The 25,000-nt window shown below is 68.6% G+C and carries 18 protein-coding genes and 2 pseudogenes; 5 read left to right on the top strand and 15 right to left on the bottom strand.

Annotated features, from left to right (window positions below; translation table 11 throughout):
- The first annotated feature begins 342 nt into the window (after nt 1–342).
- Complete coding sequence (locus OG472_RS40585; protein ID WP_405942921.1) at nt 343–1,173, top strand: barstar family protein; 831 nt, start codon at nt 343–345, stop codon at nt 1,171–1,173.
- 35 nt (nt 1,174–1,208) lie between these two features.
- Here the strand turns inward: OG472_RS40585 and OG472_RS40580 are convergent, their stop codons facing one another.
- The 3 genes and pseudogenes from OG472_RS40580 to OG472_RS40570 form a co-directional block, all read right to left on the bottom strand.
- Nucleotides 1,209–3,470, bottom strand: a complete 2,262-nt coding sequence (locus tag OG472_RS40580; protein ID WP_405942920.1) for a tyrosine-type recombinase/integrase — start codon at nt 3,468–3,470, stop codon at nt 1,209–1,211.
- An 85-nt stretch (nt 3,471–3,555) separates the two neighbouring features.
- A complete protein-coding gene (locus OG472_RS40575; protein WP_405942919.1) occupies nt 3,556–4,752 on the bottom strand; it encodes a tyrosine-type recombinase/integrase in 1,197 nt (398 codons plus the stop codon).
- A gap of 116 nt (nt 4,753–4,868) precedes the next feature.
- A pseudogene (locus OG472_RS40570) lies at nt 4,869–5,629 on the bottom strand (transposase family protein); the annotation flags it as partial.
- A gap of 168 nt (nt 5,630–5,797) precedes the next feature.
- On the opposite strand from OG472_RS40570, the gene OG472_RS40565 reads away from it, so the two are divergent.
- Nucleotides 5,798–6,472 carry an HAD family hydrolase gene (locus OG472_RS40565; protein ID WP_405942918.1) on the top strand — a complete coding sequence of 225 codons (675 nt, stop codon included), beginning with the start codon at nt 5,798–5,800 and terminating at the stop codon, nt 6,470–6,472.
- Here OG472_RS40565 and OG472_RS40560 read toward each other — a convergent pair.
- From OG472_RS40560 to OG472_RS40545, 4 genes and pseudogenes are all read right to left on the bottom strand, one after another.
- Nucleotides 6,465–7,082 (bottom strand): annotated as a pseudogene (locus OG472_RS40560) (transposase family protein); the annotation flags it as partial. The gene OG472_RS40565 and the pseudogene OG472_RS40560 overlap by 8 nt on opposite strands.
- A 1,483-nt stretch (nt 7,083–8,565) precedes the next feature.
- Nucleotides 8,566–9,279: a hypothetical protein gene (locus OG472_RS40555; protein ID WP_401613670.1), complete on the bottom strand. Its 714-nt coding sequence runs from the start codon at nt 9,277–9,279 to the stop codon at nt 8,566–8,568.
- 45 nt (nt 9,280–9,324) lie between these two features.
- Entirely contained in the window at nt 9,325–9,591 is a 267-nt protein-coding gene (locus OG472_RS40550; protein WP_328959810.1) for a hypothetical protein, read from the bottom strand.
- Nucleotides 9,592–10,070: 479 nt separating this feature from the next.
- A complete protein-coding gene (locus OG472_RS40545; protein ID WP_401613672.1) occupies nt 10,071–10,217 on the bottom strand; it encodes a hypothetical protein in 147 nt (48 codons plus the stop codon).
- Nucleotides 10,218–10,765: 548 nt separating this feature from the next.
- Here OG472_RS40545 and OG472_RS40540 point away from each other — a divergent pair.
- Nucleotides 10,766–11,230 carry an LIC_13387 family protein gene (locus OG472_RS40540; RefSeq protein ID WP_401613674.1) on the top strand — a complete coding sequence of 155 codons (465 nt, stop codon included), beginning with the start codon at nt 10,766–10,768 and terminating at the stop codon, nt 11,228–11,230.
- 758 nt (nt 11,231–11,988) lie between these two features.
- Here OG472_RS40540 and OG472_RS40535 read toward each other — a convergent pair.
- The 7 genes from OG472_RS40535 to OG472_RS40505 all read right to left on the bottom strand — a co-directional run bounded on the left by OG472_RS40535 (nt 11,989) and on the right by OG472_RS40505 (nt 20,833).
- Nucleotides 11,989–12,105: a hypothetical protein gene (locus OG472_RS40535; protein WP_405942917.1), complete on the bottom strand. Its 117-nt coding sequence runs from the start codon at nt 12,103–12,105 to the stop codon at nt 11,989–11,991.
- A complete protein-coding gene (locus tag OG472_RS40530; RefSeq protein ID WP_405942916.1) occupies nt 12,102–13,883 on the bottom strand; it encodes a methyltransferase in 1,782 nt (593 codons plus the stop codon). Before OG472_RS40530 ends, OG472_RS40535 begins: the two co-directional genes overlap by 4 nt.
- A 116-nt stretch (nt 13,884–13,999) precedes the next feature.
- Entirely contained in the window at nt 14,000–15,214 is a 1,215-nt protein-coding gene (locus OG472_RS40525) for a 4-hydroxybenzoate 3-monooxygenase (protein WP_405834225.1), read from the bottom strand.
- A gap of 584 nt (nt 15,215–15,798) precedes the next feature.
- A complete protein-coding gene (locus tag OG472_RS40520) occupies nt 15,799–18,033 on the bottom strand; it encodes an arylsulfatase (protein WP_405942915.1) in 2,235 nt (744 codons plus the stop codon).
- Nucleotides 18,034–18,732: 699 nt separating this feature from the next.
- Nucleotides 18,733–19,968, bottom strand: coding sequence for a serine hydrolase domain-containing protein (locus OG472_RS40515; protein ID WP_405942914.1), 1,236 nt, complete (start codon nt 19,966–19,968; stop codon nt 18,733–18,735).
- Between the two features lie 152 nt (nt 19,969–20,120).
- On the bottom strand, nt 20,121–20,501 hold the full coding sequence (locus tag OG472_RS40510; protein ID WP_401613683.1) for a DUF1048 domain-containing protein: 381 nt from the start codon (nt 20,499–20,501) through the stop codon (nt 20,121–20,123).
- Between the two features lie 2 nt (nt 20,502–20,503).
- Entirely contained in the window at nt 20,504–20,833 is a 330-nt protein-coding gene (locus OG472_RS40505; RefSeq protein WP_401613685.1) for a PadR family transcriptional regulator, read from the bottom strand.
- A 540-nt stretch (nt 20,834–21,373) separates the two neighbouring features.
- On the opposite strand from OG472_RS40505, the gene OG472_RS40500 reads away from it, so the two are divergent.
- A complete protein-coding gene (locus OG472_RS40500) occupies nt 21,374–23,356 on the top strand; it encodes an amino acid transporter (protein ID WP_405942913.1) in 1,983 nt (660 codons plus the stop codon).
- 65 nt (nt 23,357–23,421) lie between these two features.
- Nucleotides 23,422–23,586 carry a hypothetical protein gene (locus OG472_RS40495; protein ID WP_405942912.1) on the top strand — a complete coding sequence of 55 codons (165 nt, stop codon included), beginning with the start codon at nt 23,422–23,424 and terminating at the stop codon, nt 23,584–23,586.
- A gap of 184 nt (nt 23,587–23,770) precedes the next feature.
- Here the strand turns inward: OG472_RS40495 and OG472_RS40490 are convergent, their stop codons facing one another.
- The gene (locus tag OG472_RS40490; protein WP_405943246.1) at nt 23,771–24,931 is read right to left on the bottom strand and encodes an IS701 family transposase; all 1,161 of its coding nucleotides are present in this window, start codon (nt 24,929–24,931) and stop codon (nt 23,771–23,773) included.
- Nucleotides 24,932–25,000: the final 69 nt, after the last annotated feature.

Raw genomic sequence — 25,000 nt, 5'->3', positions numbered from 1 at the left:
CGACCGCACGCCAAGCCGGGCGGAGTGGGCCCTTCCTCGAAAGCTGCCGCCCCCGCCGTCGACCAGCGGGGAGCGACGACCACAATCGGTCGCGAGGAAAGCCCGCGGTGGCCCCGTGAGCCCCGGTTCGGTGACCGTGGGGCCAGATCAACTCCGTACCTCACTGGAAACACCAAGCGCTCTTGCTTCCCGTGGTGCTTCTCTGCACTTCACTCTCATGGGTGAAGGCGGGTATGTGACTCGTCAAAGGGCCTCCGAGATAGATGGGATGGGGTCAGGGGTGGCGGCGGCGCCCGCGACTGCAGGGCAGATCGCCATGCGTCGGTAAGATCAGCGCTCTCAATGGGGGTGCGATTGCGAACATCAGGGCGGGGCGGCGAGGGGCAGAAGTACGCGCTGACCTCGGACGAGGACGACAGCGACTTCTGGGGCTTCGCTCAGGAAGCGGAGGGGTTGTTCACGCCCCTGCCGGATGAGGAAGGAGCGCGCCGAGTGCACCTGGCGGGTTGCCTCCCGCAGGGGGGCCTACTGAGGTGCGTTGACCACGTCGGCAGTCGTCGTGCAGTGGCGGGGAACGCCTGGTTCGAGCTCCTCGACGGTGACGGTGCCACCATGGGGTCCTACTTCGTCAACGAGGTCACCGTCATCGACGTCAAGCCCTCCGCCAGTGGTGCCGGCCTCGTCGACCTCACGGTGACGCTCTGGTGCGAGAACGCCCTGCCCGGAGCGGAACGACCGTGGGAACTGGTCCGCACTGGTCACCTGAACCACACCGGAATGTGGCACGAACTCGCACCCGAGGACCGGCACGCGTGGCTGTCGGTGGCCCTGTGGTCCCGGGAGTACCAACGCCAGGGGAAGCCCGATGCGCCTGCAGGCCATGTGTTCACCATGGATGGCCGACACATCGTCGACGAAGACAGCTTCTACTGCGCGATCGGTGAGGCCGTCAACGGGCCCGGCGGGTACTTCGGCTGGAACCTGGACGCTCTGGACGACTGCCTTTTCGGCGGTTGGGGCGCGACCACTCCGTTCACCTTGCACTGGGACTTCTCTGCAGAGGCTCGGACGCGGTTGGCAGAGCGCGTGCCCGCCGGTGATCGCGAGCTTGTGCTGTTCGACCTCCTCCTGGAGATCTTCGAGGAACGGGGTGTGAGCGTCATTCTTCGGTGACAGCTCGTTGCTTCGAGGCGTCGGTCTGGGGAACGTCATTCGGACTCCTGCGGACGGCGGCGTGTGGTGATGCCGAGGTGGACAGTTGGTCGCTGGGCTCGCCGTTGGGTCTCGTCGCGCTTCGCGCGGAGGAAGGTGAGGGTGAGGTCGATGCCCTCGATCTCACCGATCCAGCCTTCGGCCTCGGCCTGCGTCCTGCGGTGCACGAGGTCGGCTTCGAGCTCGGAGAGCCGGGCGAGCATCTTGGGATTGACGTGGAGCATCGGGCAGCGGATGCAGGCGTGTTCGTGCTGGCAGGGGGTTCCGTAGGGGCGTCCGCAGGAGCCGAGTTCGACCTTGCGGCGGTCGAAGTGCTCCTCGAACTCGGTCCACTCCTGCTCGGTGGCGTCCCGGTACTCCTCCGAGGGCCGGACCTGGCGCCTCTGGTGGAGGTGGGCCTGGTAGTGGCGGATCACGTCCTCGTCGAAGACGGCGACGTAGCCGCGGGTGGTCTGGATGCTGAGGTGACCGAGCAGTGCGGCGCCGATGTGAATGGGCAGACCGCTGTTGACCAGCTCGGTGGCGAAGATCCTCCGGAAGTCGTGCGGGGTGAATTTCAGCCCGCGGAACCCGGGGTGGGTCTCGGCCAGGGCCTCGCACCGTCGGCTGATCATTTGCTGGATGGTGCCGGGGTTGAAGATCTTCGACCCGATCGCCCCGTTCTGGCGCTGGAAGAGGAACGGCATCGGCGCACTCCAGACCTTGTCGTGCGGGTCGTAGCGGCTGACCAGCGGAATCGGCCTTCCTCGCCGGCCGTGGCGCCGGATGATCGAGGCGATGACGTGGAACAGCTCGGCCGACATCGGGATGACGCGCTCGCGGTCGGTCTTGGACGGTTCGATGACGAGCAGGGCGATGACCTCGCCGTTCGCGCGCTGATACTGGCGGATGCTGAGGTGGGTCAGCTCGCACAGCTCCTCGATGCGTACGCCGGAATGCCGCAAGGTCTCCACTGCCGCCCAGTCCCAGAAGGCGGCCTCCTCCTCCGTGCAGATATGCCTCAGTTCACCGGAGTCCAGGTCCAGCACGCGGGTGGGAACGGCGTCGCCGTGCCGGAGCTGCTTCTGGTCCGATTCGCTGATCACCCGGCGGTAGGCGGTGCCGGCGAAGGTGAACTCCTCCCCGTCGGCGGCCTGGTCGGCACCTTCGAGCAGGAGCCGGGCATGGTCGTAGCGGGACTCGACGTGGTCGACCAGGACGGGCAAGAGCGGCTGGCGCTGCCGGGTGCGGTCCGCCGAGCGTTCGGTCCCCTTCCGCCGGCGGACGCCCAGGCCATGGAATTCACCGGGCGGGACGGGACACGGCGCGACCCAGGCCGCCCAGCGTTCCGGTTCGGCAGCAGCCCAGGTGTGCGGGTCGTAGTAGAAGCTGCGGACCGAGATGACGATGTCGTCCTGGCCCCGCCGGTGGGTGCCGTCGCCCTTGAGACGGATCGTCTCGCGCCAGCGCGTGTAGAGGTCCGGTGCGATCCGAAGGCCCTGCTGGCCGGGGTTGAGCTGCTCGATCTTCACCCAGAAGTGCTTGACCAGCAGGAGCGCGAGCTGCTTCAGGCTGGAGTAGTCGAGATCCGCTCGGCGCCGGCCGAAGTAGTCGATCAGCAGGCCGCGGACGGCCTGGTCGTGGATCCCGTACTGATCGACGAGCTCCTCGACGGTCCGCTGGCCGCGCATCATCGCCGCCCGCAGGAGGCGGCAGCGGGCCAGCCGGTTGTCGTGCGCGTACTGGAGGATCGACTCCGGCGTGACGTCGGCCAGCGCGACGCCTTGGTAGGTCAGGAGCGTGCACATGTCGAGCACTGCCTCCCGCTGGTGCTTGAGCCGCAGCTCCTGTGCGGCGATGTGCTCCTCGAAGGTGACCAGCAGCGGGTCGTTCTGCGCGGAGATGAACAAGGGCGTGAAGTTGTTCAGCTGGTTTTGCCGGAAGGCGAGCATCGTGGGCTGGACGACGCGAAGGCAGAACAGCGTGCGGACCCCCGGGGTGACCGCGAGGCCGGTCGTCCTGCGGGCACCAAGACTGTTCGCCTTGATCAGCCCCTTGCCCAGAGGGCTGGCGTCCCACCGCTCCTGCCAGGTGTGCCCCGGGTGGGTGGACAGGTACTGAAGGATGCCGCGGGTGGCCTGGGCGCGCTGGTGCCGGGTAACGGTGGAAGCGTCCTCCCAGACGTCGAAGGCCAGCTTGGAGATGTGGTTGATCGACGCTGCAGACAGTTCTCCGTGCGGTCGCGGCGGCGGCTCCGAGACCGCAGGCTGCGGCTTCATCGGACCGCCCACGAACCTGGTGGGAAAAGTGAGCCCCTCCACGATGGGCCCGTGCCGGCGGCTGAGGCCGGTGGTCGTGCTGGACCTAGCCACCGAACACCGCCTTGATGTCATCCGAGGAGTAGCCAGTGGGGTAGCTCGTCGCCGGCCGCGGCGTGCTGTAGTGCTCCGCGAGCTTGTCGAACATCTCCTCCACCCGCGCGGTCAGGTAGCGGCTGGTGGTCTGCATGTTGGCGTGCCGCATGATCGCTTGGACCTCGACAGGGGTGAGCTTCCCGCCGGTGGCCATCCGGGACGCCGCCGTGTGCCGAAGGTCGTGCAGGGTCCAGTTCGTGCCCAGCAGCTCGTTCGCCCGCTGCATGATCCGACGCATCGCCCAGTAGGACAGGGGGCGATCGCTTCCGCGACGAGTTCGCCAAACCGACTCACCCCGTGACGGCGTGCCCGCCTCGTCGAGATACCGGGCCAGCCGGACGAAAGCCTGCGGCGAGGCCGGCACCGCTTCCCTCTCGCGGGTGCCCTTGGAGATCACGTAGATCCGCTGGCCGGCCCAGTCGATGTCGTTCACCCCCACCCCGAGCAGTTCGACCGCGCGGGCGCCGCTGGAGACGTAGAACTCCAGCAGGGCGCGGTCACGCTCACAGCCCATGCGATCGAACAGCTCGTCCCACAGCCGGTCGGGGATCGAACGGGGCGGACGGTCGGAGACCTTCTGCCGCAGCCGGGACCGGCCCACGACCGCCCGCGGCTCCAACGGACTGCGGTGCGCGAGGGCCTGTCGGCGCTGCGGCGAGACGGGGACAGGGTTGACCACCGGCCCGTTGCCTTGGTGAGCGTGGAACCCGTAGAAGCCGTTGACCACCGACAGCGCATGGTTGATCGTCCTGGGCGCGTATCCGGCGCGGAGCGTCGGCTTGCCGGTCCTGAGGTTCACCGACCCCGGCACGTGTCCCCCCGGCCGAGTCCGCTGCCGCTGAGGATTCGAGGCCGTCCGCAGCCATCCCGCCAGCACCGCGACCTCAGCCTCGGTCGCCTTCTCCCAGGCGACGCCCAGCAGCCACAACAGCCGGAACCACCGGAGCAGGCCGTACCCGTAACTGCGTACCGTCAGCGGACTGCAGTCGTTCAGCGCCAGATCCCGCAGGTAGGCGGTAGCCGCCTCGATCTCGTCGTCGTACGCGTTCACGACGATGTACGGCGGGTGGATGCCCCGAGCGGGGACAACGGCTCCCACCCGGGGCAGCTCAGCCCGCCCCTCAATCAGTTCCTGTCGCAGTTCCAAGGTGTTCCTCCTCGTCGATCGCACTGACCATCACGTCGATCAACGAGGAGAGTTGGTGCAGATAACTGTGCATGTCCGTCCGCGCGGATCCATCCCGTGAGCCTTTTCCAACCTCGGTTTGAGCAGGTGAGGTGAAGGGTGAGGACGGCTTGGACGAGGCCGGTGATCCGGGTTGTCGAGCATCGCAGCTTGCGTAGTAGCCGCCAGGTCTTGAGGGTGGCGATGGCGGGTTCGACCAGGGCTCGGATCTTGGCCTGCGAGCGGTTCACGGCCTGCTGGCCGCGGGAAAGGTTCTCCCAGCGGCCTCGGTAGGGCACACGGACAGCCGGGCCCGCACCCTGGTAGCCCTTGTCCGCCCAGCAGTTGACGTCTGCTGCGGCGAGGGCGGTGAGGATGCCGTGTCCGCGTGCGGCTCGGATGTCGTGAACGGCCCCCGGCAGGGCGGGTGAGGCCCACAGCAGGCGTCCGGCCGGGTCGGTCAGAACCTGGACGTTCATGCCGTGCTTCGTGTGTTTTCCCGAGTAGAAGGGCCGGTCGGCGGCGATCCGGTCGATGGGCAGGAGCGGGCCGTCGAGCAAGACGAATGCTTTCCTCGACGCGGCGCGAACGGCTTCTCGAGGGTCGGTGCCAGGGAGGCCAGGAGTTCGACGGCTTCGGTGATGTACCGGTAGGCCGCGGTCGTGCCGATGCCGAACCCGGCCGCGAGCTGGGCATAGGGATGCCCGTTGCGCAGGTGGGCGACGGTGAGCAGGGCTTGTCGGCCGGCGCTGAGCCGGCGCCACCGGCTCCCGATCACGCGGCGGCACTCGCGTATGCGGGCGGTCAGGAAGCGAAGGCGCGAGCTGGACAGGTCAAGTCCAGACGGGTAGACAAGCACGTGAAGCTTCTGGTCGGCACGGGTGATCTTCTTCGTGAACCCGTCTACCAGGGGCTTCACTCATCTGTCACGCCAACTGCCCCACCAGCACGGCAGGTTGGAAAGACCTCCGTGCGGGAGCGGCTGACTCGTCTCGTCCTCGCGTGATCGCCAACGAAAGAGCAACCGATGCAACCGATTATCCTATTCGACCTGGACGGCCTTTTGATCGACTCCGAGCCGATCTGGGACGCGGCAAAGCGTGAAGTGTTCGGTCCGCTTGGCCTGCACCTCACAACGGAGATGCAGGCGGCGACGCGCGGGCTGCGACAAAGAGACATGGTGGCCTACTGGTTCGATCGGGCCACCATTCAAGCCGACCCCGACGACGTCGAGCAGAAGATCGTGGCCGCCGTGTGCCGCAGGCTGGAGGGAGTGGCGCTGAAACCCGGCGCCGAACACGCTGTCGCGGCGTGCGCGCGTGCATCGAGGGCGATGGCCGTCGTGTCATCTTCGCCGGAGTCGGTGATTCGGCATGCGCTCGCGAGCACCGGCCTTGACCGATCTTTCGATGCCGTATTTTCGGCCGAAGACGACGAACACGGCAAGCCCCACCCGGGCGCCTATCTCCGCGCAGCCGCCGCCCTCGGCGCGTCACCCGACGAATGCATTGTGATCGAGGACTCGCTCAACGGCGTCCTCGCTGGCGTGTCAGCCCAGATGACGGTCGTCGCCGTTCCCGAGGCCGCTGATCGCTACGATCCTTGCTTTGCGATTGCCACTCTGGTACTGGAGTCCCTCAAGGATCTCGATACCTCTGTATTCGGCGCGTATGTGTCCGGGGGGAACCAGGACGCCGGTTGACGGCCTGCTGGCTGCCTGACAGGTTCTCGAAGCGGCCTCGGTAGGGCACGCGGGCGGCCGATCCGGCACCTTGGTAGGCCTTGTCCGCCCAGCAGTTGAAGTCCGCCTGGGTGAGGGCATCGAGGATGCCGTGTTCGCGTGCGGCTCGGATGTCATGGACGGCTCCAGGCAGGGCGGGTGAGGCCCACAGCAGCCGTCCGGCCGGGTCAGCGAGAACTAGGATGTTCATCCCGTGCTTCTTGTGCTTGCCCGAGTAGAACGGCCGGTCGGCGGCGATCCGCTCGATGGACACCGGTGTGCCGTCGAGCAGAACGAACGCTTTCCCCGCCCCTGCCCGGACGGCTTGTTCGAGCGTGGGTGCCGGGGCAGCAAGGAGATCTACGGCTTCGGTGATGTACCGGTAGGCCGTGGTCGTTCCGATGCCGAACCCGGTCGCGAGCTGGGCATAGGGATGCCCGTTGCGCAGGTGGGCGAGGGTGAGCAGGGCTTGCCGGCCGGCGCTGAGCCGGCGCCACCGGCTCCCGATCACGCGGCGGCACTCGCGTATGCGGGCGGTCAGGAAGCGAAGGCGCGAGCTGGACAGGTCAAGTCCAGACGGGTAGACAAGCACGTGAAGCTTCTGGTCGGCACGGGTGATCTTCTTCGTGAACCCGTTTACCAGGGGCTTCACTCATCTGTCACGCCAACTGCCCCACCAGCACGGCAGGCTGGAAAGACCTCCGTGTCTCCTCCGGCGGCTGCCCGAATGGCTCCCCCAGGACAGAGCTCGGCATCGACACCTGTTTTGCAAGCCCGCCCGGACGCTCGTCCCCCCATGGCTTCTCACGGCCGGCCACACTCCGAGGAGACGCGGACGACGCCTGCTATCCACCACTGTTGATGTCAGCCGTGGATGTCAGCTCCGCGCCCACCTCCAGTACAGCCGTCGGACGCCCTCACTCCTCGTCGCAGCACTCCAAGACCAAGGCCAAGAACCCGTCCTCCAGAGCGTTGCCGCCCCTTCGATCAGCGCGGTGCTGACGTGCCGTCCTGCAAGGACAGTGCTGCCTGTGCTGGCGCCCGCGTCCGCGCCGCTTGACCACCTAAACGGACGAAATCTCTCTGCCCAGCGGGCCTCGGTTGCATCGACCGGATTCCATCCCGCGGCACACAAGATCACTTCCTGCCGGCCGGGCCTGGGAGAGACATTGGCGACAGCTGTCTTGGCGTGAGGGTTGCCCTGACGGAGCCTCCCTTGGTTAGTCAAGATGGTCCTCCGCGTATGAGAAAGTGACGCTCTTGCATGGTCGGCAGATACGAGCTCTAGGGCACCCCCTGCCCCCCGCGCGAGGGATAATTACTTTCTCGGAGCCCTCCGGCCTCCGCAGCCGCATATATCCAGGCTTAACCGGCTGCCAGTTGACGAAATTCAGGAGAGCAATGGGGTTCCATATAAGCAGCCAACCTTCTTCCATCGACCGGTGACATTTCGAACACTTAACTTCGTCACTCATGAAATCGAGATCCTTTCAAGCTGATGCCGCATGACCAGGCCAGGAGCCAATCGCGCGCATTTCAGAGCATGTGGCGAGGCGAGCGAATTCTTACTAAATTGCACCACCGGGGCTGCTCCAAATGATGCCGGCGGCCCATAAATTCTGCACGAATCCACACATCAATCATGTCCCATCAATCGAAGCTCATCATGTTGCGGGATTTCGGGACTTGGCAAATGCTGTCCGTCCGGGTAGTAGGTTTTGGCCATCCGTCCGGGAGTCGCCGCGTGATCACAGAGAAGGTTGCCCGCCGCCTTACCGATGGGGCCGCGCAGGTGCCGCTTGGTGCACACGGCGCCGGTACGTCAAACAGGCTGTGTCGCCGACCGAATCACCCTCTACTCACCCACATCAGCACCTCGCGCCACGGCTCCCGCCCGGACACCCGTGCCTCAGCAGCTGCGACTCCAAGCGGGCACGAACGGGAGCCGTACATGCAGCCCGCAGGGGCCTCGCCGTCGAACCCGCCGAACGCGAGGCACTCCCGCGCTACGCGGCCGACCGCCACGTTCGGCTAGGTCAATCTTCGTTCGGGGGCTGAGGGGGCGATCCGCGTCCTCACGGACACACGCAAGAGGGTGTGTTCATGTCCCCGGGACACCGACCGAGGGCATGAACACACCGGATCACCTGCGCTGCGGCAGTGCTGAAGGCCGTCGCCCGGTCAATTCGTACGCACGGTCCATGAGGGCAGGGGGCACTCTCGGCGTACTCGCCTCGGGCGACGGCCTGGAGCATCTCGCACAGCGCGGCCAGTTCCCCGATCCGGCCCGCCGGGGTGTCGAGGACGTGGGCGAACTCGTCCCGGACGCGGGCCGCGACGGCGGGGACGCGCAGGCCGTAGGCGTGGAGCAAGCCAGCATCGAAGCCGACCGGCACGCTGCCCCAGCATTCCGGGTTCATGACGGTGAGCGAGCCGCCGGTGAGGTTGGCTGGCCCAGTGCAGGTCGCGTGCCCGGTCACCCGCTCAACCCGGTCCGGGTCGTCGAAGCCGAGGAAGAGCGGGAAGGAGCGGCGCATCCACATCGTCCGGGCCGCCTCCCGGTCCGTCGGCACTGCGGCCGCGACGTCCAGCGCGCCGCGCAGCTCGGCCCACCACCCGCCGTCGATGCACAGGTCCGCCAGGAGTTCGAGGGTGTCGGGGGAGATGACGGTGTGGGCGATGCGGGTGAGGAGGTCAGCGTGGTAGGTCCATCCGTCCTTGGTGCAGGTCGTGGTGGCGTGCAGGCGGGGCCGCGGCACCGCGTCGGCCGTCATCACCACCGCGACCACACCCTCCCTCCGGCAACCGGAACGCCAGGCGCAGGCCTGGCTCGGCTACCAGGGCGGCAGCGGCAGCCCCGCCGCGCGCCTCGGCTCCAGGAAGTCCGTGCGGAAGATCTCCAGGGAGGCCCGGAGAAGGGGAATACCTACCTCCGCGCCGAGGTGGACCAGCGTGGCCGTCTCCTCGTCCATCCGAAACTCCAGCAAGAGGGCGCCACGCCCGGCCGCAGTCATCTCCACCACTTCCAGAGCGTCGAAGTCGTCGCTGCCGAGCACTGTGAGGGCGGCGTACTCCCGGCCCTCTACGGAGAAAAACCTCACGTCCGTCCCACCTGCCGTGACCGAACTCCCTCGGCCTCGTCCCCCGGGAATCGTACGGCCTGCTCACCGGCTATCCCACGCCCCTGGCAGGGGCGGCCAGTTGCCGGTGGGCGGGCACCGCGGCTTCGGCCGGGGCCGACTGTCCCGGGGCCGCAAGTGCAGGCATGGCGGAGCGGGAGCAGGCCGCCATCAGGGAGACCCACAACCGGGACGCAGTCGCGAGCGACGCTGACGGCGGCGTGGCCAGGGAGTGGACGGCCGCGTCCACGAGGCGGCCATCGTCGTCTTGAGCGGGACGGCATCTGAGGCCGAGCTCGGAGTGGTCCTGTCGAACAACGAGACCCGGCGTGCCAAGCTCGCCACCGGGAAGTTCGCCACCCCCGGTCGGCCTCAGGCCCAGGCGGGCGGCGTAGCCACGCTGGGGCACTATAGGGGTCCATGGTCCGACCGCTACTCATGCCCGCCCGCCGCAGCAGGGTTCACGCCTCGGTCTGTCCTCCCGGCAGGGGCTTCACGATCGTGTGGGTGATGACCTGCCCCTTGATGTACTTCTTCTCGAGAGTCTGCCGGCCCTGCTGGGTGTCGGCCTCGTCGGATGCGGCCTCGGTGGGCTGGTCGTCGGACATGAGCGTTCTCCTTCTGATGTCGTACTCGGATCGGGCGTAGCCGATCTACCCCACCGGCCGCATGTGGCAATCAATCGATTACCGGCCATGGTGGGCAGGGCGTGGCCCGGAATGTCGTGCCGGGTGAACGCGCAGACCTCTGCGTGGCGAGCGGATTCGGTCGTGGTTCACGAGCTCGGGTAGCCGTGGCCCGGCGGCGGGTACTCGCGGCCCGGGAGTCCGGCCACCCCGTGGACGACGATCCGCTCGAACTCCGACCACTCCCCCGGCCGGCCGGTCCCGTCGTCGGCTGCCTCGTCGCCTTCAGCAGGTGCAGCGACCGCTTCCGGTCCGCCTGGAGGCGCAGGGCACCCGGGCACCACCCCGGGGGAAGCGTCCCGGACACATCCAGCTCGTCCCTGACAACGACCGCCGGAATCAGCAGTGCACGGTTTGAACCCAGATTGCGAGCTGCAGCCACCCCCACCGATGGGCCTCTACATGTGTAGAGTGCGAGCACATCCTCTACCGATGTAGAGGGCGGCCTCGTCCGACTTCAAGGAGCCACGGTGAGCGCAACCGTCACACCCGTCCTCGAGCGCAAGCCCCAGCCCAAATCCCTGCGACCCTTCAGAGTCGGGGCCGGCGGCTTCCTCCTGCTGGGCACGGGCCACCTCGCCCTTGCGTCCGCGACGGCGCTGGGCGACCCCACCCCCCAGCAGCAAGCCTCCTCGGCAGCCATGCGGGAGTCGAGCATGAGCCTGCTCGGTCTGGAACGCAGCACCCTCGACATCGTCCAGGGCATGAGCCTCGTCATGGCCCTGTTCGTCATCGCGTGCGGGCTCCTCGCCCTCACCGCCGTCCGGCACGCCCCGGCACTGGTCGAACGGCGCACCGCCTTCGGATGGATCCCCCTCGTCGCCTCACTGGTGGGCCTGGCGATATCCGTCCTGCTCCTGCCCATACCGCCGATCGCCATCCTCACCGTCACCAGCTGCGCCTTCGCCCTGTCCTTGCGCCGGGCAACGCCCTGATCCGGGCGCGGCGGGGCGTAGGGCGCACACCCCGCCGGTCGGCCCGGCCACCCCTCCACACCGCCAGGTACCTCGTCGGTATGAAGCAGCCCGTCATTGCGGTCACGCTCGGGTTTGGCTACCCGATCGGCCTCATGCTCGGACTCGCTCGGTCAGTGTGGATGGAGTACCTGGTGACGCGGACTGGACTGGCGGTACTGGGGCGTGTGCCCTGGCACTTCATGAGCTTCCTAGCCGACGCCCACGTGCGGCGGGGCGTGCTGAGGCAAGTGGGAGCGGTATACCAATTCCGCCACATCGGCCTCCAGCGGCACCTCGCAGAACGCCAACCCTGATCAGCGATGCTGAAACATGGACGTTTCGCATCGCTGGCGCCCTGCTCCGACCCCGGCTCCGGTGAAGAACCGGGGAGAACGGCAGCCAGGCAGTCCCTCCCCTCCGTCGAAAAGGGCCCCGACCAGCCGGGGGGGGTGGGCTGGCCGGGGCCTGCCCCGGCCAGCGGGGGGGGGGGAGGTGCCGGCTGGGGGCATACGGGGCGGAGCCGCAAGGGCCCTCACTTCACAGCGGATCCCCCGACTCCAGCCGAACGATCCTCTCAGGCGAACACCCACCAAACCTTCCGGACACGCATCCTGGCCGACACCACGCGCACGGACTGCTTCCCTGACCGGTGAAGAGCGGGACGCTCTTCCAGCCCCGCCCGCGCCTGACGGACCGTGCCGTTGGCCGCTCCGCCGCTGGCCGCAGTACACCCGCGCTCAGCAGGCCATCGGGACTCGGATCGGTGAGGCTGGTCCAATCAGCCATCCCCCACCGTACGGGTCATCGTTGACCAGACCGGGCCTGGTAACCAGCCGGCCATTTCGTGCGGTCACCCGGCCGGCCGGGGATGTGCCTTTCGGGCGTGCAGGACGTGGGCCTCCAGGGGCAGGGGGGTGCGGTCCAGCAGTTCCAGTCCGGCGTCGGCGAGCAGTCGGGCGTACTGATCGGCACGGCGTTCGCGGCCTCCGACATTGCACATCATGTGGAGGTCCCAGGCCGTGGCCAGTGAGGGGGAACCGTCGGCGGGCAGAAGGCGTTCGACGATCAGCAGGTCGGCGTGGGCCGGCATCGCGCAGGCACAGTGGCGCAGGATTTCCCGGCACTTGTCGTCGTCCCAGTCGTGGAGCACGCGGGAGAGGATGTAGACGTCGCCGCCGTGGGGCACGTCCGCGAAGTCTCCGCTCCGGTAGTCGCAGCGGGTGCCGCACCCCGCGGCGTCCAGCGAGCGGCGGGCGGTCTCGACGGCGTGCGGGCGCTCCAGGAGCGTGCCGCGCAGACTCGGATGTGCGGTCAGGATGCGGCCGAGGAGTTCCCCGTTCCCGCCGGCCACGTCGACGACGGTCCGGGGGGCGGGAGCCTGGGCCGCGGCGGTGATCACCGGGTGGGCGGGGAGTGGCCGGAACATGCGTGAACTCGCCGCCATTGAACGGTCGAAGAGGTCCGCGAGTTCGGGGTCGCGGGCGAAGTGGTCGAAGTGGTTCTCGCCGAAGAGCTCGTCAAAGGCCGGCTTTCCGGTCCGTACGGTGTGGTCGAGCTCGGCGAAGGATCGGTAGAAGGGGCCCGCGTACATCAGCGCCAGTGGGCGCATCGTGTCCGGGGAGTCCGCGAGCAGCAGGCCGCCGAGCGGGGTGAGTCGGAAGCCGTTCTGCCCCTCGGGGTCCTCGGTCACGACGTCGAGCATCGCGAGGTAGCGCAGGAGCGTGGCGAGGCTGTCGGGGTGGGTCCCGGTGCGCCGGGCGAGTTCCCGGGTGCCTACGGCGGCGCTGGGTTCCATGGCTTCGGGCAGGCGCAGGCGTGCGAAAGCGGCGAGGGCCTGGGTGGTCCACGCTCCCGTGAGGAGGTGGAGGAGCGTTTCAGCGGACCGGTGCGTGTCTGTGTCCGGGTGCTCGTCGAGGCCGTTGAGGTGGGCGGCGAGGGCGTCGCGGTGGTCGCCGGGCGCGTAGAGCTCGAGCCGCCGGTAGCCGCACTCCGCGTCCGAGGGGGTGGTGAAGTACAGGACGGTGCCGTCCTCGTGCGGGTTGTACCCGCCGCCGTCGGGGCGGGCGCCGTGCCTGGCGAGTACCGCGCACAGTCCGTGCAGCACCAGGGGGTCCGGGTGCTCCAGCTCGAAGGCCAGATGGGCCTCGTGGCCGCGGGCGCGTTCGAGCGCGGCGATCGGTTCCAGGTCCGAGTGCGCGGGCACCGGCAGGGTGAACACCTCCACCACGCGGCGCTCCCCGGCCGGGCCGTGAACGCGGGGGCGCAGGATCCGGACATCGAGCTCGGCCTCGTCGCGGTGGTGGCGCCGGGCGAGCCGTGCCCGCACGACGACGCTGGGCTGTGCCGGGGTGTCGGCGGCGAGGCCGCACTCGACGAGCCGGCTGCGCAGGTCCTGCGCGTCGGAGGGGAAGAGCAGCAGACCGACGTGGGCGAACCGGCAACGCGCGGCCACCGACTCGAGTTCCGGGCCGCGCAGGCCGGGCAGCAGGAGGGGCAGCAGGGTGGCACTGTCGTGTTCCCGTACGAACGCGGCTGCCGCGCGCAGGCGGGCCGTGTCGTCGAGGAACATCGTTTCGCCGGGAAGTGCCGCTCCGGCGGGGAGGATCGATTCGTCGGGGAGGGTCGTGGTCATCGCGCAGGTGTCCTAGGGCCGGTACTGGAGCGTGGTGGGCTGGGGTGGGGTCGGCAGAAACGGGGTCGGCTGATCGACTGATCGGCAGAAGCGGTTGGGGCTGGGTGAGGCTGTGGTCACACGCCGACGTAGTTCTCGGCGAACCAGTCCTGGTGTGCGCGGGACGTGCGCAGGGAGTCGAGGCGGGCGCGCCGCAGGGAGGCGTGGAAGAACGATCCGCCTGACTGGTCCTGGCCGGGGGTCGCGTGCAGCAGCCCGGTCATCCACTGAGTGAACTCCTGCGCGCGCCAGATGTGCGCCAGGCACTGCGCTGAGTAGCGGTCGAGGGCAGCGCTGTCCCCTCCGGCGAGGACCTCGGCCAGGGCTCCGGCCAGGATCTCCGCCTCCAGGATGGCGAGGTTCGCGCCCTTCGCGGCTGCCGGGGCGGCCAGGCTCGCCGCGTCGCCGGCCAGCAGGAGCGAGCCGTGGCGCAACGGTTCGACGACGTCACAGGCCAAGTCGACGACGCCGCGCTCGATGATCGGCCCCCTGTGCAGCGGGCCGTGCTCCGTGGCGCGCATGCGTACGTCGAGCTCGTCCCAGATCCGCTCCTCGGACCAGGCTTCGGCGGAGGCGCCGCGCCGGCACTGGAGGTAGTAGCGCGTGACCTGCGGGCTGCGGGCCATGTGGCCGGCGAAACCGCGATCGTGGACGGCGTAGCCGACGGCGTCGAGGCTGGGCGGAGCTTCGGCGAGCAGACCGAGCCAGCTCACGCCGTAGTCGTGGTGGTGGCGCACCGCGTCGGGCGGGAGCGACCGGCGGGCCGCCCCGTGCCGGCCGTCGCAGCCGGCGACGTACCGGGCGTCCCACCGGGTGGGGCGTCCGTCCGGCTCGCGGGTGGTGACGTAGGGCCGGGGGCCGTCGGCGTCGTGGACGGCGACCGCCTCGGTGCGAAAGCGGATGCGGCCGCCGGCGTCGAGGTAGCACGTCAGGAGGTCGGTCACCAGGTTCTGCTGCGGGTAAACGGTGTGCTGCTCGCCACGGCCGAGGGCGCTGTAGTCGAGGCGGAAGCGGCCGTCCCTGGTGCGGAACTCGCACGTGCCGTGGGTGCGTCCGTCGCGGTGCAGTCCGTCGGCGAGACCGTGGCGATCCAGGATCCGTACGGTGTTCGGGGCGAGGAAGCCTGCCCGGGCCCGGGTCTGGACGTGGGAGCGGGCGGCGCGTTCGAGGACGACGCAGTCGATCCCGGCGGCGAGCAGAAGGTTCCCGAGCAGCAGGCCCGCGGGGCCCGCTCCGAGGACGACGACATCGGCCGAATCACATAACGTTCGGCAATTCTGGTTCTCTCTCATGGCGCGGGAATCATAAGCACGGAAGAACTCGGAAATGATCAAGAGCAATTCGGATGCCGCAATAGAATGAAGATCGCCATATCTTCCACCCGCCCCGTGGTCCGGCTCGGGCGGGAGCGTTCCGGCCCTCGACAAGGACACGGGGGCGCTGCGAGGACTGCGCCTGACCCCGTTTCAGGCCCGCCGCCTCACGCCGCACCGGGCCCACTTCCGCGACGCCCACTGGCTGCACAGACCCGCATCCCGGTATCGAACACACGACACCCCGACAGGGTCAAATACAACAATTGACGCTCACGTCCACCCCGGAGCAGGCGTACGCCTCCAGGAACACGCGGCGGCGGTCACCGCGCTGGTGACCGCCGCCGCCGTTTCCCGCCTGGGCTGTGTCAGCTGGCCCGCTCGAAAGCAAGGTTCGCGTTCGGGCAGCCGGCCGCGTACGACAGCAGCGCCTCGCGCTCGGCCTGGTCCACCGCCGGACACGAGTGCCTACGTTGGGCCTGCTGACCCCGGTGGATCGCCTCTTCTCGCGCCTGTGTTGCCCACCGCGGGGTTGGTCCGCAACTCCGTAGGCCACCCGTGGGTCACTGGCGGGCCATGTGCATGCGCATCTCGCTCTCGGCGTCGACGATGAGGTCGCCGGACAGGTCGACGGTGACGCTGTGGAGGGTGCCGGTGAAGGGGAACGGCGCCTGGTAGTCGGGGGTGACGGCAGATCCGGGGTTGGCGCCGCAGGCCATGCCACCCGGGTTGAACGTGATCGGGGTGGTGACCGGCATCTCGGTCTCGCCGACGAGGCGGCCGTCGATGTAGAGCTGGGCGAGGCCGGGTGCGCCCTTGCCGTGGGCGATGTCGGGGGCGCCGGTGGGCTCGAACTCGAAGCGCAGCGCGTGCCGCCCCTCGGGGACGGTTTCGTTGGAGACGACGTGGTGCAGGGCCCGTTGGACGTAGTTGTGGGCGTAGTGGAGGTGGCCGTCCTTGACGTAGAGGGACCAGCCGCCGGCGTTGGTGCCCTGGCAGAGCAGGACACCCTGCGCACCGCCGGGCGGGATCTCGACGTCGGCGGTGACGCTGTGGGGGCGGTTGAGGACCCGTGGGGCGACTGCGGCGGGCATGGCCTGGGTGCCGGAGCGGAAGGTGTAGCTGGTGCGGTTCTCGGTGATCTGCGGGCGCTCGGTCATGATGCGCTGCAGGACGCTGCCGTCGATCGGCATCACGTTGTGCTTGCCTGCCTCCACGTACCACAGCGCGATCATCTCGATGAGTTTGCCGCGGTGCTCCTGGGCGAGGTTCCGGGTTTCGGCGATGTCCTCGTCGACGTGGTAGAGCTCCCAGTGGTGGGCGTCGAGGTCGTCGAGGTCCGCCATCGTGATCGGAGTGCCGAACGGCCGCTCGGCCTCGGCGAAGGAGGGGCCGGGCCAGGGACAGACCGCCCGCCATCCGTCGTGGTCGATCGCCCGATGTCCGAGCATCTCGTAGTACTGGGTGCGGTGGCGGCTCACCGCGCCGGCGTCGTCGAAGGTGTGCGCGAAGCTGACCCCGTGCAGGGGCGACTGGGTGACACCCCGGATGGTGGCGGGCGCCTCGATGCCGAGCACGTCCAGCACGGTGGGCACCATGTCGATGATGTGCGCGAACTGGTCGCGGATCTCGCCGCGGGCCCGGATGCCGTCGGGCCAGTGGACGAGGAAGGGGTCGCTGGTGCCGCCGCGGTAGGTCTCCCGCTTCCACCGCCGGAACGGCGTGTTGCCCGCCCACGTCCATCCCCACGGGTAGTGGTTGAACGTGGTGGGGCCGCCGAGCTCGTCGATCTGCGTCAGGCTCTCCTCCAGCGTCTCGGGCGCGTTGTTGAAGAACTGCACTTCGTTGGTGGTTCCGGTCACCCCGCCCTCGGCGCTCGCGCCGTTGTCGGAGACCACCATGATCAGCGTGTTGTCGAACTCGCCGGTCTCCTTCAGGAAGTCCACCAGCCGCCCGATGTGGTGGTCGGTGTGGGAGAGGAACCCGGCGTAGACCTCCATCATCCGTGCGGCCAGTCTCCTCGCCTCCGGGGACAGCGACTCCCACGCGGGCACGTCCGGATCGCGCGGGGACAGACGGGCGTCGGCGGGCACCACGCCGAGCTGCTTCTGCCGGGCGAAGGTCTGCTCGCGGTAGGCGTCCCAGCCGTCGTCGAACCGCCCCCGGTAGCGGTCGGCCCACTCCTTGGGCACATGGTGCGGGGCATGCGTCGCACCGGGGCACAGGTTCAGGAAGAACGGCTTGTCCGGGGCGACCTGCTTGGCGTCGGCGATGAACGACATCGCCCGCTCCACCAGGTCCTCCGTCAGGTGGTAGCCCTCCTGCGGCGTGGCCGGCGGCTCGACCTGGTGGTTGTCGTAGACCAGGTCCGGGTACCACTGGCTCGTATCGCCGCCGAGGAACCCGTAGAACCGCTCGAAACCCCGCCCCAGCGGCCAGCGGTCGTACGGCCCGGCCGCCGACTCCTGCTCCGAGGGCATCAGGTGCCACTTGCCGACCATGTACGTGTTGTAGCCGTGCTGCAGCAGCATCTCCGACAGGAACCCGTTCTCGAACGGGATCTGCCCGTTGTAGCCCGGGTAGCCGGTGGCCAGCTCCGTGATCGCGGCCATGCCGTTGGCGTGGTGGTTGCGGCCCGTGATGATGCAGGAGCGCGACGGCGAGCACAGTGCGGTGGTGTGCATGTTGCTGTACAGCAGCCCGCCCGCGGCGAGCGCGTCCAGATTCGGCGTCTCGATCGGACTGCCGTAGCAGCCGAACTGTCCGAACCCGGTGTCGTCGAACACGATGAACAACACGTTCGGCGCACCCGCCACCGCCCGCACCGGCTGGGGCCACGCCGGACTCGACTCATCGGTCGTCCGCCCGATCACCCCCGGGAACCGCTGCCCGGGCCGGTACTCACTCCACGACGACTGCGCCATCCTTCTCCGTCCCACCAGCGGCACGAGCACCGGTGATGTGTGCTGCTGTGCGGCCTGCAACGACCACAGAGCCCTGCCCGCCGACTCGGCATCCGTACCGGACTGCCGGGCAGGAGGCCCCGGCCGAGGCCACGGTCCCGGGCCCACTCCACGCTAGGACGCCGCCACCACCACAGCGAGCGGGGTACGCCGTCTGGCCCTCCAGGCGAGAAAGCGCTACGGGGCGGGGTAGGCGACGGCGTCCCCGCCGCAGCCGGCAGCGATGTCGGACAGCCGGTCCTGCTCGTCATGGTCGACGGTGAGCTGCCAGCGGAAATGAGCCGGCAGGCGCGAGCGAGGAACGCGAAGCCCCGGACCGGAGGGTCCGGGGCTTCGACGTAGTCGGCACGGATTGCGGCGCGTCAGGCTCCTCCTTCTGTGGTCCGGTGGTCCGTGTGGTGGGTCAGGACGCGCTCTCGTAGACGACGGTGGTGTTCGGGCAGTCCTCCGCGACCCCGAGCAGGGCCTGACGTTCGGCGTCGTCAGCGAAGCCGCCAGCTGGCGGGGAGCGTCATTCGAATCGAGGAAGCTCGGTCAGTCGTCGATGGCCTGGTAGAGGGTGGTCCAGAAGTCCTGCATGGCGTGCGCCGAGTCCGGGGTGGACATGCCGGTCTGGGTGAGGAGGATGCCGACGAGCTGGTTGTGCGGGTCGGCATAAGTGGTGGTGCCGGCTCCGCCGTCCCAGCCGAACTGGCCGATGGGTGCGTAGTCGCCGCGGTAGGTGCGCACCGTCATCCCGAAGCCCCAGCCGCCGGTCTGCCCCTGGCCGTGTGACAGGTGGACGACGCTGCGCGCCCAGGTCTGGAGGGCGGCTGTCTGGTCGGGGGTGAGGCGGTTGGTGGTCATCAGCTCGACGGCGGGGCGGGACAGGACCCGTTCAGTGCCGTGCATCCCGTGGTTGAGCAGCATCCGGAAGTAGGCGTGGTAGTCGTCGACGGTCGAGTCGAGTCCGCCGCCGCCGGACTGGAATGCCGGAGGTTTGCTGTGGTGTCCCCCTGCGGCGGGGTCCTCCACGGTGAACTCGCCGGTCTGCGGGTCGGGGGCGTACAGGGGCGGCAGGCGGTCGATCTTGTCGGCGGGTACGTGGAAGCCGGTGTCCTTCATGCCCAGTGGATCGAAGATGCGCTCGCGCAGGAACGCCTCGAACGTCTGGCCGGTGACCCTGGCCACCAGCACCCCGAGCACGTCGTCGCTGACGTTGTACAGCCACCGCTCTCCGGGCTGGTGCATCAGCGGGAGCGTGCCGAGGCGGCGCATCCATTCGTCCGGTTCGACTGCCGGCAGCATCCATCCGTTCTCGCCGTAGACCTTCCGCTCGAAGTAGGCGCTCATCATCGGGGAACCCATCGCCGTGGTGTCCAGCCCGAGCCCGCAGGTGGAGGTGAGCAGGTCGCGCACGGTGATCGGGCGGCATGCCCGCACGGTGTCGTCCAGGGGGCTGTCCGGCCGCCGGAGGACCTGCCGGTCGGCAAGTTCCGGCAGCCACCGGTCTATCGGGTCGTCGAGCCGAAGTCGGCATTCGTCCAGCAGGACCATGGTCGCGGCGGCGGCGACCGGTTTGGTCGTCGAGGCCATCCGGAAGATGGTGTCCCGGCTCATCGGCATGCCGCCGTCGTGGCGCATCGTCCCGATGGCCTCGACGTGGGTCTCCTCGCCGCGCCCGACCAGGGCGACGAGGCCGGGGATCTTCTTGGACTCGACATGCGCCTGCAGTACCTCGCGCAGGCGGCGCAGCCCTGCTTCGGACAGGCCGTTGGTGCGGTGTGCCATGACGGGTCTCCTCGTACGCAGGCGGTCGGTCCTGGCGGTGCCGCGGGCATGCGGCAGCAGACGGCCGGCCGGGGTGTGGCCCGGCCGGCCGCGTGGTGCACAGGTGAGGGAAGTGGTGGTTCGCCCCTGTCGGGCGAGGTGCTGAGGCGGGCTCAGGCCGTCCCGGTCGCGTCGCCGGCGGCGCGGTCGATGTCCTCGGTCAGCTGCTTGCGGGCGCGGGCGGGGACGTAGCCGCCGTCGGAGTAGTTCTGGGCGAACGTGTCGGCGAACTCCACCGGATCGTCCCCGACGATGTCGCGGATGGGCGTGTCGTCCGCCACGGCCTGCTCGAACAGGTCGGCGAGGTCGTCGAACATCGAGGCGTTGCTGTCACCATCGGTCGGTACGAAGTGCATCAGGTACCGCTCGATCGCCTCGACCGCCGTGCGGTAGTTCCCGGGGAGCTCCTTCACGCGCGCCTTGTAGGCCCGCCAGCGCTTCTTCGGCCCGATCACCTTCGCGAGGATGCCGCTGGTCTTGTCTGCTTCGGACATGGCTATTCGCCCCCTTCGCGGAGCTGGTCCAGTCGTTCCGAGAGGAAGCTCCAGGTCCTCCAGAACTCTTCGAGGTACTCCCGCCCCTGAGCGTTCAGGGAGAGCACCTTGCGCGGCGGCCCCTTCTCCGACGGGACCTTCTCCACGTCGACGAGACCGCGCCTTTCCATCCGGATGAGCAGCGCGTAGACGGTTCCTTCGGCGATGTCCGGGAAGCCCTGCTCCCGCAGCCGCGCGGTGATCTCGTAGCCGTAGGCGGGCTGGCCGGCCAGAGACGCGAGGATGATGCCCTCCAGCGTGCCCTTGAGCATCTCGGTCAGCAGCTTGGACATGAAACCCCTCCTCCCCGCGCTAGTTGGCGTCATTGAGTACCGGTATACCGTAACGCTGAGTACCGGTACTTAGCAAGGCGGAATAGCGAAGGGTTCGACCGCTTCGGCCTCCAGGGCTGACGAGATGGGCCAAGCCGATCCGGCGGGCGGGACGGGGCCGACGGATGGCGTTCCGGTCGGACCACGGGGCGGGAGGCTGCGGGAAGGAGTTCTGCACGCCCTGGGGCGCCGTTAGGGATCCGTATGGATTTCGCGGCTCAGGACGCCGCACGAGGCGCTGTGGTCGCCTCCGGGTCGGCAGGGCACGGGGGCCACGGCATCGCGCTGATCGGGTCTTTTCCCGTTACAACGCGGCCTGTTCAGGGCGGAGAGTACGACCGGGGTGGGGGGTGGTCCGCTGGGCACAAGGGCAGGGCGGGTGAGGGGCCTGGTCCGTCCGGTGCGGGGCCGCGTCGGCGGCGGGCCCATACTCGATGATCGTCGTGAGGCCCCCGCGCTGGTGGCCGTGTTGCGAGCAGGCCGGAAAGGTTGATGGGGGATATGAGGAACGCGGATCACGCGGGTATGCCCGAGGTGGTGGACAGCCCTGCCCTTCGGCCCCAGCCGTCGGGCGGGCTGGGGCGGTGGATGCTGCGGCACCAGGTGCAGCCGGTGGGGCCGGCGGCCGATGAGGGCCATGCCAAGCCGCACACGTGGTGGAAGGTGATGTGCCTGACCGGTGTCGACTACTTCTCCAGCCTGGCCTACGTGCCCGCGATCGCCGCTCTTGCCGCAGGGGCGGTCTCGCCGCTGGCGACGCTGCTGATCGTGGCGTTGACCCTGCTGGGGATGCTGCCCATGTACCGGCGGGTGGCGAAGGAAAGCCCGCACGGCGCCGGGTCGGTGGCGATGCTGGAAGACCTGCTGCCGTTCTGGTGGGGCAAGCTGTTCGTGCTGGTCCTGCTCGGCTTCGTGGCCACCTCGTGGATCATCACGATCACCCTGTCCACCGCTGACGCATCCGTGCACGTCGTGGAGAACCCCTTCTTCCCCACGGCCCTGCACGGCCACGAGGTCGCCCTGACGGTGGTACTGCTGCTCGTACTCGGCGGGGTGTTCCTGCTGGGGTTCAGCGAGGCGGTCAGCGTGGCCATCCCCCTCGTCGCGGTCTTCCTCGCACTGAACGCGATCGTCATCGGCGTCGGGCTGGTCCACGTGTTCACCACCCCCGGGGCCTGGTCGGCATGGACCGACGCCCTCGCGGCTGGCGGAGGCGGCTTCGGCGACCTCCTGGGCCCGGCGCTGCTCGCCTTCCCTCTGCTGGTGCTGGGCCTGTCGGGCTTCGAAACCGGCGTGAGCATGATGCCGCTCGTCGCCGCCGAGGGCGCCGATGCCGAGCAGCGGCTGCGCTCGCGGATCCGCAACACCCGAAGGCTGCTGACCACCGCCGCGCTCATCATGAGCGTCTACCTGCTGTCCGCGAGTTTCGTGACCACCCTCCTCATCCCGCACGAGTTGTTCGAACCGGGAGGCGCAGCGAACGGCCGTGCCCTGGCGTGGCTGGCCCACGAGCAGGTCGGAGAGGTGTTCGGCACCGTCTACGACATCAGCACCATCCTGATCCTGTGGTTCGCCGGAGCCTCCGCCATGGCGGGACTGGTCAACATCGTCCCCCGCTACCTGCCCGACTACGGCATGGCCCCCGAGTGGGGACGCGCCGTCCGGCCGGTCGTGATCGTCTACACGCTCCTGTGCATCCTCATCACGATCGCCTTCAACGCCGACGTCGACGAACAGGCCGGCGCGTACGCCACCGGCATCCTCGCCATGATGGTCTCCGGCTCCTTCGCCGTCACCGTCTCCGTCGCGCGCCACCGCCGCCGAGCCGCGACCGTCGGCTTCGCCCTGCTCACCGCCGTCCTGCTCTACGCCCTGATCGCCAACATCATCGACAAGCCCGACGGCATCGTCATCTCCGCCTTCTTCATCGCCGGAATCATCATCGTGTCGCTGATCTCCCGCGTCTCCCGCACCACCGAGCTGCGCGCCGACCGCATCGTCTTCGACAGCGACGCCCGCCGGTTCATCAACGACACCCTCGCCCACGACAACGCGATCAACCTCATCGCCAACCGCCGGCAGGCCGGCGACGTCGCCGAGTACAGCGACAAGGAACGCGAACAGCGCGGCGTCAACCCGGTCCCCGGCCGCGCAGACGTCATCTTCCTCGAGATCGACGTGGTCGACCCCTCGGACTTCAGCGACACACTCACCGTCCACGGAGCCGAGGTCGACGGCCACCGGATCCTGCGCGCGGCCGCGCCTGCCGCACCGAACGCCATCGCCGCCATCCTGCTGGCTCTGCGGGACGCCACCGGCGTCCAGCCGCACTGCTACTTCGCCTGGGCCGAGGGCAGCCCGCTCGTCCACATGGTCCGCTACTTCCTCCTGGGGCGGGGTGACACCGCTCCAGTCACCCGCGAGATCATCCGCAGCCACGAACCCGACCCCGCGCTCCGCCCCGGCATCCACGTCGGGGGCTGACCGCCTCAGCCGCAGACCGCCGCTTTCGAGGTGCCGAGGCGGAATCCGAAAGGCATGCCAGACCAATGACCCCCACGCCGGACCGCCGCATGCGGTTCAGGGTCATCGCCCTCGCACTCGGCGCGACCGTCATGATCGCGGCGGGCGCCGCCTTCGAATGGTGGTGGCTGCTCGGAATCGGCGTGTGGACCATGGTCGTGGCGTTCCTGACGGAGCTGGACACGCTCTAGTACTGCAACGGTGCTTGCTGTGACGGTTGGGCAGTTTCTGGTGGTGTGTGGCCGCGTCGTCTGTAGTGGCTGACGCGGGCTTGGTGTTGTCGTCTGCGTCGCCAGTGTGACCAGTGCAGGACGTGGTCGATGGTCGGGCGGGGCCGGGTGAGCCGGCTGATCAGGCGTCGGAGTTCAGGCAGGCTCAGGGGTATGAGCTGGGAGGATCCGTTTCTGCTTTGCCCGTCTCGAGTTCGCAGGCCCGCAGGACGGTGAGGCAGACGTGGGCGGCCATGGCCAGGGTCATGTGGCGGTGCCAGCCGTCGTAGCGGCGGACCTGGTAGTCGTCCAGGCCGCACTCCTGCTTCGCAGTCTGGAAGCATTCCTCGACCGCCCACCGGCTTCCCGCGACGTGGATCAGCTCATCCAGTGTGGTCTCGGCAGGGCAGTAGGTGATGTAGTAGGAGATCTCTTCGGGCCGGCGGACACTGCGGCGGGCGATCACCCAGTGTCGGCGGTCTTCGCGGTGCCAGGGCCTCACCTCGACCCTCGCCCAGTCGTAGACCCGCGGACCATGGGCCCCGTTCCCGCAGGAACGGCGTTTCCATTTCTGCCTTGGCAGCCCGGGGAAGAGGTCGTGGACGGGGTGGTCGATCGCCCAGCGGGTGACGACGGTGTCGTGCCGGGTGGTGGCCATGACATGGAAGACATCTGCCCGCTCGAGCTCGGACCGCCAGCTTTTGGAGAAGCCGTAAGCGGCATCCGCGGTCACCCACCGGAACGGAATCCGGCCTGTGATCGCCCGGTGGACCATGGCCTTGGCCATCACCACCTTCGTCTCGAAGGCGACCGTGTCCTCAATGCCGGCAGCCCGGCACCGTTCCCGGTCTTCCGTCCATGAGGTGGGCAGATACAGGCGGCGGTCGATCAACGTGCGGCCCCGGCCGCCGGCATAGGCGAGGAACACTCCGATCTGGGCGTTCTCTGTCCGGTCGGCGGTTCCGGAGTACTGGCGTTGGACCCCGGCGGAGCGGACACCCTTCTTGAGGAATCCGGTGTCGTCAACGATCAGCACCGCTTCCGGGTCTCCGAGGTGCTCGACGACGTAGTCCCGCACGTCGGCCAGGACCTCATCGGCGTCCCAGTCGATCCGGTTCAGCAACCGATGGATCCGGTCCGGACCCCCATGCCCGGCCTCCTCGGCAAGCGTCCAGCCGTTCTTCCGCTCCAGCGGAGCTATCAGTCCTCGCATATAGGCAAGAGCCGACTCCCGTGGCTCCGACCTGGAGAAACGATGCAGGAACCGCTCATGCAAAGCCTTCAGTTCACCAGCCCACAACCGGGCATCTGCAAGTTCCCCACCCATGACCTGAACAACGACGGACCTGCCCAACCGTCACGGCAAACACCGTTGCAGTACTAGGGAGTGTCTTTC

Origin of the sequence: Streptomyces sp. NBC_00207 (genome assembly GCF_045160965.1) — a bacterium.
In the GTDB taxonomy this organism is placed as follows: Bacteria; Actinomycetota; Actinomycetes; order Streptomycetales; family Streptomycetaceae; genus Streptomyces.
Note: the sequence above shows the minus strand (reverse complement) of the source record. Positions and strands in the feature narration are given on the sequence as shown.

Excerpts from the sequence above, each read along its gene's own strand:
- OG472_RS40585 (WP_405942921.1), top strand. The coding sequence starts at position 343 with ATGGGGGTGCGATTGCGAACATCAGGGCGGGGCGGCGAGGGGCAGAAG.
- OG472_RS40580 (WP_405942920.1), bottom strand. The coding sequence starts at position 3,470 with ATGAAGCCGCAGCCTGCGGTCTCGGAGCCGCCGCCGCGACCGCACGGA.
- OG472_RS40565 (WP_405942918.1), top strand. The coding sequence starts at position 5,798 with ATGCAACCGATTATCCTATTCGACCTGGACGGCCTTTTGATCGACTCC.
- OG472_RS40545 (WP_401613672.1), bottom strand. The coding sequence starts at position 10,217 with ATGTCCGACGACCAGCCCACCGAGGCCGCATCCGACGAGGCCGACACC.
- OG472_RS40530 (WP_405942916.1), bottom strand. The coding sequence starts at position 13,883 with ATGACCACGACCCTCCCCGACGAATCGATCCTCCCCGCCGGAGCGGCA.
- OG472_RS40525 (WP_405834225.1), bottom strand. The coding sequence starts at position 15,214 with ATGAGAGAGAACCAGAATTGCCGAACGTTATGTGATTCGGCCGATGTC.
- OG472_RS40515 (WP_405942914.1), bottom strand. The coding sequence starts at position 19,968 with ATGGCACACCGCACCAACGGCCTGTCCGAAGCAGGGCTGCGCCGCCTG.
- OG472_RS40510 (WP_401613683.1), bottom strand. The coding sequence starts at position 20,501 with ATGTCCGAAGCAGACAAGACCAGCGGCATCCTCGCGAAGGTGATCGGG.
- OG472_RS40505 (WP_401613685.1), bottom strand. The coding sequence starts at position 20,833 with ATGTCCAAGCTGCTGACCGAGATGCTCAAGGGCACGCTGGAGGGCATC.
- OG472_RS40500 (WP_405942913.1), top strand. The coding sequence starts at position 21,374 with ATGAGGAACGCGGATCACGCGGGTATGCCCGAGGTGGTGGACAGCCCT.
- OG472_RS40495 (WP_405942912.1), top strand. The coding sequence starts at position 23,422 with ATGACCCCCACGCCGGACCGCCGCATGCGGTTCAGGGTCATCGCCCTC.
- OG472_RS40490 (WP_405943246.1), bottom strand. The coding sequence starts at position 24,931 with ATGGGTGGGGAACTTGCAGATGCCCGGTTGTGGGCTGGTGAACTGAAG.